This is a genomic window from Methylacidimicrobium cyclopophantes (assembly GCF_902143385.2).
Lineage (GTDB): Bacteria > Verrucomicrobiota > Verrucomicrobiia > Methylacidiphilales > Methylacidiphilaceae > Methylacidimicrobium > Methylacidimicrobium cyclopophantes.
Map to the genome: position 1 here is coordinate 1 of NZ_CABFUZ020000043.1, position 6,797 is coordinate 6,797.

General features: G+C 59.6%; 6 protein-coding genes, 1 tRNA gene and 2 pseudogenes. 5 read left to right on the top strand and 4 right to left on the bottom strand.

Annotated features, from left to right (window positions below; all coding sequences use genetic code 11):
* Positions 1–428 (bottom strand): annotated as a pseudogene (locus FN369_RS01000) (hypothetical protein); the annotation flags it as partial.
* A gap of 128 nt (positions 429–556) precedes the next feature.
* Here FN369_RS01000 and FN369_RS01005 point away from each other — a divergent pair.
* Positions 557–988 (top strand): hypothetical protein, encoded by a 432-nt coding sequence (locus FN369_RS01005; protein ID WP_142524359.1) that lies wholly within the window; start codon positions 557–559, stop codon positions 986–988.
* Between the two features lie 152 nt (positions 989–1,140).
* A tRNA-Leu gene (locus FN369_RS01010) sits at positions 1,141–1,225 on the top strand.
* Between the two features lie 3 nt (positions 1,226–1,228).
* Here FN369_RS01010 and FN369_RS01015 read toward each other — a convergent pair.
* The gene (locus FN369_RS01015; protein ID WP_142524365.1) at positions 1,229–1,651 is read right to left on the bottom strand and encodes a VOC family protein; all 423 of its coding nucleotides are present in this window, start codon (positions 1,649–1,651) and stop codon (positions 1,229–1,231) included.
* 198 nt (positions 1,652–1,849) lie between these two features.
* Between FN369_RS01015 and FN369_RS01020 the strand changes: the two genes are divergently transcribed.
* On the top strand, positions 1,850–2,704 hold the full coding sequence (locus tag FN369_RS01020; protein ID WP_142524360.1) for a D-alanyl-D-alanine carboxypeptidase family protein: 855 nt from the start codon (positions 1,850–1,852) through the stop codon (positions 2,702–2,704).
* A gap of 18 nt (positions 2,705–2,722) precedes the next feature.
* On the opposite strand, the gene FN369_RS01025 is transcribed toward FN369_RS01020, so the two are convergent.
* Positions 2,723–3,745, bottom strand: coding sequence for a glycosyltransferase family 4 protein (locus FN369_RS01025; protein ID WP_142524361.1), 1,023 nt, complete (start codon positions 3,743–3,745; stop codon positions 2,723–2,725).
* 172 nt (positions 3,746–3,917) lie between these two features.
* Between FN369_RS01025 and FN369_RS11390 the strand changes: the two are divergent.
* A pseudogene (locus FN369_RS11390) lies at positions 3,918–4,646 on the top strand (S1C family serine protease); the annotation flags it as partial.
* Between the two features lie 54 nt (positions 4,647–4,700).
* Here FN369_RS11390 and FN369_RS01035 read toward each other — a convergent pair.
* Complete coding sequence (locus tag FN369_RS01035) at positions 4,701–6,167, bottom strand: outer membrane beta-barrel protein (RefSeq protein ID WP_142524363.1); 1,467 nt, start codon at positions 6,165–6,167, stop codon at positions 4,701–4,703.
* Between the two features lie 192 nt (positions 6,168–6,359).
* Here FN369_RS01035 and FN369_RS01040 point away from each other — a divergent pair.
* On the top strand, positions 6,360–6,797 hold a 438-nt coding region (locus FN369_RS01040), incomplete at its 3' end, for a glycosyltransferase (protein WP_142524364.1).

Sequence of the window (6,797 nt, forward strand, 5' to 3'; positions counted from 1 at the left end):
CGAGCCGCTGTCGTCGTCAGCGGCAAAAAGCGAGCTTCTGGTGGGGGCGAAAAGGGTTCCAGCCTACCGGCACGGACTGCTTCGCAGGCCCGGTTGAACGCAGCTTCCTGCCATCGGGGATCGGCGAGGAGCTCCCGAGCCCATTTTACAATTTTGCGATGGACAATCGGATGCATGCAGGAGCTGCCGACGAAGAGCGGCAGGACGAGCAGAATAGAGAGCGCCGGGAATGCGCAGAGGGGGTGGCGTCGAGCTGTTGCGGCAAAACGCTTATTCCAAAGCAGAGTCGATCGGATGAGTGCTATCCAGGAGAGCATGCTGGCGGCGAGAGCGAGGGCCAGAACGAGGAGCAAACCGCTCGGACCCCGTTTTGCGAGCGCGATCAGCGCAGCCTTCGTCAAGGAGAGCAAATCGATGATCCAACCCATGGGATCCGGCTCTTGGGCCAGCCTACGGATCGGCCCTCCGCTCGGTCAACGCCTCATTCGAGGTTGCGGCGATTTCCGGAGAAAAGAGCGTTGACGGCCTCCGGAGAGTGTCTTATTCAGGAATTCCCATGCAGAGATCATTCACGCAGCATGGGATCGGGATTCTTTGTGCAATTTTGTTCGTAGCCGCTCTCAGCCCTTCCGCGTCGGCCAAGACGGTCTATTACCCTCTCAAGCAACCAATTCCTTCCGCCGGTCGGAAAATAGGACAGCTTTCCCCGGACGACTACATCTCCGTCACGGTGGATGGCACGAAGCGAAAAATCGCGATCTGGAGCTCGTCCCCGAGCCGTCCCTTTCGGCGGATCGGCATTCTGGAAACCAATCGCTGGAAAAAACATGCGGCGCGGATCGCGGCGAAGAACGGAGGGACCGGGATCCTCTTGGTGGAGCGCGAGGAGCTCCCCTATGTGCCGGCTTGGGTAGGACGCCAGCTTGGCACTCCCCGTTTTAGCGAGTTTCGCTATTGGTGGGTAATCGTCGGTCCGCAAGAGCGCTGACGAGTTTCGGGTTGCATCGGCGAAAGAGAGACCTCCGACGGCGCGCTCGGGCGGCCCTACCGGTACGCTGTCGAGTCGGAGGAGAGCTTCCAAGCGCAATGGGCTCGCTTGGAGGAGATCTTGATCGGTAAAAAAGGAAGAGAACGAGGAAGGCCCACGTGGTGGAATGGCAGACACACGGGACTTAAAATCCCGTGGGAGGCAACTCCCGTGTGGGTTCGAATCCCACCGTGGGCAGATTCATTTGCTCTCGAGCAATCCCCAGATTTGCGGGGAAGCCAGCTCCAAGCTGTTCCCTTCCGGGTCGCGAAAGTAGAGCGACCATCCCCCACCCGGCCATTGGATCTCCGCTTCGATCGGGACGGACATGTCGACCAAGCGTCTCTTCCAGGCCTCGGTCTCTCCTTCTTGGATCCGGAAGGCGACATGACCTGGTCCGATCGCACCATGCGATGGAGCCGCGAGTCGATCGTCGGCGGATTGGCGTCGGATTGTCCGCTTCGGATCAAAAAGAAGAAGAATGGATTCTCCGCAGCGAAAGAAAACGTGCCTTCCCTTTTCCCGTCCTATCCGTTCGAGGCCGAGCACCTTTTGATAAAAAGCCTCGGCGGCATCCAAGTCCGAAACGTAGAGAGTAGTTTCGAGAATGCCGTTCGGCCGCATCTCCTTGCCCCTAAGGGTTCTTCCGGATATCTTGCTCCCCATGGTGATCGGCTTCCCTTCTCCGGCCGATTCTGCGCTCCGGTCGCCTCCTTGGAGTCGGTTCCCGCTCCTCTCGGAAAGCGATCGTACATCTTTCGTGGAAAACGCGCATCTCCCGTACGCTGCCGCGGCAGGAATGGACCCTTTGGTAGGCCAACGGTGAAGAGAAATCGCGCCGCACATTGCGGGCTCCTCGTCCTGGCGATCGGTTCTTGGCTCGTCAGCACTCCTGGGGCGGCGGCGCAAAGTCGCGTTGATTCCCTCGTCCAGGCGGGTTCCGTTCTTCTCTGGGATGAGGGGGCGAAAAGTGCCCTCTTCCGGCGTCAAATTTATGCGTCTCACCCTCCGGCGAGCACGACGAAATTGATGACGGCCTTGCTCGTCTACCAGAAGACCCACCTTGCGGGAGAGGTCGTAATATCACAGCAGGATCTCTCGGCCCCCGGCGAGGTGCCGACCGTTCGCTTGCTGCCCGGGGATCGTTTTACGGTGGCCGATCTCGTTCGCGCTCTTCTCATCAGCTCGAGCAACGAAGCCGCTCTCGCTCTCGCTCGGCACGTATCCGGATCGGTCGATGCCTTCGTCACCGAGATGAACGCACGGGCGAAAGAGCTGGGCTGTGAAAAGACACACTTCGTCAATCCGAACGGGATCACGGCCCCCGGGCATTTGACCTGCGCCAGCGACCTCTTGCGCATTTTCGAGGCGGCTATTGCCGTCGAGCCCCTTCGGACGATCTGCTCGACCGAGAGCTTCTCGCTTTTTACGACCGAGGGAAAGGCGGTGCAGTACCTGATGAACACGAATCGGCTCCTCGGACCTTATCCGGGAGTCGGGCCGGCCAAGACCGGGTGGACGCGGGAATCCCGGCATACCTATGCCGCTCTCTGCCAGCGAGGGGAGAGGAGAGTGGCCCTGATCCTGCTGGATAGCCCGAACAAATGGTCCGATGCCGTGGCTCTCTTCGATTACGCTTTCGGCGGGCAGTGGAGCGGAGGCGGCGCAGGGCCGTAGGGAAAGCGCCGTCCAAATTCATTGCAAAAGCCTGTGATAGATTGCTAGGTAGTCGCGAGCCATACGTTCGGCGGTAAATCGCTTTTCAAAGGCGAGCCGAATTTCTTTTCGGGAGAGCTGGGCCGCACGGGGTATTGCCTGGACGGCTTCCTCCACGTTCTGGACGACGAAACCCGTTACCCCAGGCTCGATGATTTCCGGGATCGCTCCGTACGGGAAGGCGATCACAGGCGTGCCGCAAGCCAACGCTTCGATCGCGGAGAGACCGAATGGCTCCGGCCAATTGATCGGGAAAAGCATGGCGACCGCTTCTCCGATCAAGGCTTGCTTTTGGCGTTCGTTTACTTCTCCCAGATAGTGCACGTGGGGAAGGGAGAGCAGCGGGCGAACGATGTCCATATAATCGGCATCGTGGCGAGGATCCATTTTCGCGGCGATGAGAATTTCCCGTCCCGCCCGTCGGGCGATTTCGATCGCTAAGTCGGGCCGCTTCTCGGCGGAAATCCGGCCGATAAAGACGAGGTACCCCCCGTTTCCGCTGCCTAGGGAATAGAGCGTTTCGGGCAAACCGTGATGTACGGTTCCCATCCAGCGCGCATGAGGGATCGATCGGCGCTGTGCCTCGGATATGGCCACTACCGGCATTTCCGGAAAGCCGAGGAAAAGAGTTCGTAAGTCGGGAGTGTCGAGCCTTAGGTGGAGGGTTGTCACCGAGCGATCGGGGTGGGTGCGGAAAAAGGGAAAGTGAAGAAACTCGGTGTGAAAATGGAGGAGGTCGAACTCGGATTCGGAGCGGAGCGCGGCGTCGATCTCGAGCAGGACATAGGGAAGATAGTCGCGACAGTCTGCCGTTTTGCGGAGGCTTTGCGGACAGACGGGGCGAAGCCGCGCGCGTGTTATTGAATCCCCGCTCGCGAAAAGCGTCACTTCATGTCCTAAGTCGACTAATGCTTCCGTCAAAAAGGAGACGACTCGTTCAGTTCCTCCGTAACCTTCCGGAGGAACCCGCTCGACCGGCGGAGCAATTTGCGCAATTCGCACGACGGGTCAGGTTGGGAAGGAGGTGTACGCTTGTCAAGCAGAGCGTAGCCTCTCGTAGCCTGGGGGCGGCTCGCGGCCGATTACGGGGAAGCGTCTCTCCTTCGGAATGAATCGAATCCCTGGGAAGGGATGTCGCATTGTCATCCGGGTTTTCATCCGTCAGAGTCCCCCTATGGTGGTTGCCTCCCGGGGGCGTCGGCGACGGGGTCGATGGCGACGGAGTCCGTCTATCCTTTGGCTTTCCGTACTGCTCGGCGCTCTTGCCACCGTCGAGCTTCCAAAATCGGTCGAAGCGCTTAGCTCGTGCGACCGGGCAGTGGTCGAGGTGATTCGCCGTACTCTACCGGCGGTGGTTTCCATATCCGTCGAAAAACGAAGTCGCGGATTTTTTGGACCGGCGAGAAAGGTCGAAGGGATCGGAACGGGTTTGGTCGTTTCGGAGCAGGGAGATGTGGTCACTTGCGCACACGTGCTCGGCAAGAGCTTGGCGCGAAGGGAGCTTTTCGTGACGTTTTTCGATGGCAGGGTGCGGCTCGCCCGCCTGATCGCTTCCGATCTTGCCGTGGACCTAGCCCTTCTTCGCGTCGAGCGGGGACCGCTGCCCGCCGTTTTCCGCTATCGGAACCTTTCCGAAGACCGACTGGGGATGTCCGTGCTCGTCCTTGGGTGCGGCATGGGCTATCGGAACACGGTGTCGCGCGGCATTGTCAGCTCGTATCCGAGGAACGTGGATATCCAAGAAGGAGAAGCCCTCTCCCTACTACAAGTCGATGCCGCAGTGAACCAAGGGGATAGCGGGGCTCCGGTTCTCGACCTAGAAGGGAAGCTGGTCGGACTCTGTTTCGCAAAGGTGGCCGGTCTGTCGGTGGAGGGGGTCGGCCTTGTGATCCCCGGTCCGACCGTTGCTCGCTGGTTGGATCGCCAATTCGTCGGGCAAGAAAGTCGAACCCGCCGGTCAGAAGGAATAGACCGTTTCCACCGCCCAGAGGAACGCGGGTCCGTTCGAGACGGGGAAAAGAACGGTTCCCAGCGGAACAAAGGGCGTCCCATAAACGGCCGCACCCCAGTCCATCCGAAACTCAGTTCGTAGCATCACGTTCTCCCAGATGTCGAAGCCAACGGTTGTCGTGACGCTCCAGATATCCGTTGGACCCGCGTGATCGGAGAGGATCTCGTTGGTGCTTCCGTGAATCCAATCGGTCCGGAGGGCAAGGCTTGTGACGCTGTTCGCCTGATATTTTGCCCAGAGGCTTGCACCGAGCCAGCTCGCCGACCGAAGCGCCTCGCCGGCCGGGTTGCCAATACCTTCGTAGAACCCTCCGGTGGTCTCGCAGGCGAGGAGCAATCGGTCATGGGTCGCCTTCGGAATCCACTCGCCCCAGATATCTCCAAGGAAAAAGGGTGCAGCTCGGTTTAGTGGGCTTTCCACGAAGACGCCGGTTCCCGGAACGGACGAGGCGAACCCGAAGCCGGGGGGATTCGCTCCGTTCGGCCCATAGAGGGCGCTTGCCACCAGCCGGGCGTTGCGAGCCGGCGCGTCGAGGCCGGTGGAGGCGAGAAAGAGATAAGCGGCCGAATTGCTCAGAGTATTATTGTTCTCACCGAAAAATGGAAATCCCGAGCGCGCCGCGTTGAATGAGCCGTCGAGGACTCCGAGGGTGGTTTCTACCCAATCCAAGGGTCGATAAACCGCTTCCATGCCTGTCACGATCTCCGGGATCAGGTTCGTATAAAGGTTGCCGTAAGTGAAGTTGAGGTTGGCGGGCCGTTCCATGACCTCGAATCCCAAGGGAGGAACGAACTTGCCTACCTTTACGTCGACGGCATTTCCTACAGGGATGCGAAAGGTGACGTACGCTTGGGCCAGGAGGAAGCTCGAGCTGTTTCGAGCGTTCCCAGCCTCGGTGGGGATCCCCAGCCCCGCGAGATTATCCGGTCCCCCCATGGAAGCGGCATCCTGGCCGACGAAAATATCCGTCCGAAATCCCGTTTCCCATCGATTCTGGTCGTCGAGCGGTTTTTCGAGAAGGAGCCGGACGGCGTTGAGGTTGAATCCCCCGCCGGGAATGCCGTCGTCCGCCATTCGGGTAGGAATTCGAGTGTTGGGGGGAAGAAAGTTGTCCAAGTAGGAACTGTCGACATAGCCGCTCAATCGAAGGCTCGGAGGCGAGGACTGAACGGCAATGCCTCCCTCCTCGAGGGCCTTCTGGAGTTCGGCAGCCTGAGGCGCGACCGAGTTCGCGGAGAGGGCAGGGTCGGCGGCTTGAGCGACAACCGGAAGAGCCGGAAAAAGTCCCACCAGAGTCAAGGCTGAGATCTTGCGAACGAAGACCGAGCAGAGAAACAGGGGCCGCTCTTCGGGAGAAGAGCCACAAAAGAGACCCGAGGGAGCGGCGGGAACAAAATAGGGTTGCTTGTCCACCTCGTCTTCCGTAGGAAAGAAACCCCACCCACCCCCTTTGCCCTCGGCAATTCGAGATGCGTCCCCTTCGAGCCGCAGCCGTTCGGCAAAAAACGTTTCCTATCCTTTCCTTGTTTCAGCCAGAAAAAAGTATTCAATGGGCGGCGATTCGGGGGATGGACTCGTTCTGCGAAGGGGAGGAGCGGCGCTTCTATGAAGATTTGTGACGTGACTCAGTTCTATTCGCCTCGAAGCGGTGGGGTGAGGCGCTATCTCGGGGAAAAGCAGCAACATGTTCGAGAGCGGACGGAGGATGAACATTTCCTGATTGTCCCTGGAGAGCGGACGTCGCAACAGAGCGAGGGAAGGACGCATCTAATCACGATCGCTTCCCCGAAGGTCGACCGCACTTCTCGTTATCGCATCCTCTGTAATGTTCCCCTGGTTCACTCCATTCTTCGCGAGATTCGGCCCGACATCGTCGAATCGGGAGATCCTTACCATCTGGCATGGGCGATCTTGCGGGGCGCTCGCGAATTGGGGATTCCCGCGGTCGGCTTCTATCACTCCCATTTCCCCGACGCCTACCTGCGAACCGCTTGCCGTTTCGGCGGTCCGCCCGTCGAGAAGTTCGTCCTAATGGCGGCCCGC

Bases quoted from the DNA above. Each gene is read 5' to 3' on its own strand.
- FN369_RS01005 (WP_142524359.1), top strand. From the start codon at position 557: ATGCAGAGATCATTCACGCAGCATGGGATCGGGATTCTTTGTGCAATT.
- FN369_RS01015 (WP_142524365.1), bottom strand. From the start codon at position 1,651: ATGCGGCCGAACGGCATTCTCGAAACTACTCTCTACGTTTCGGACTTG.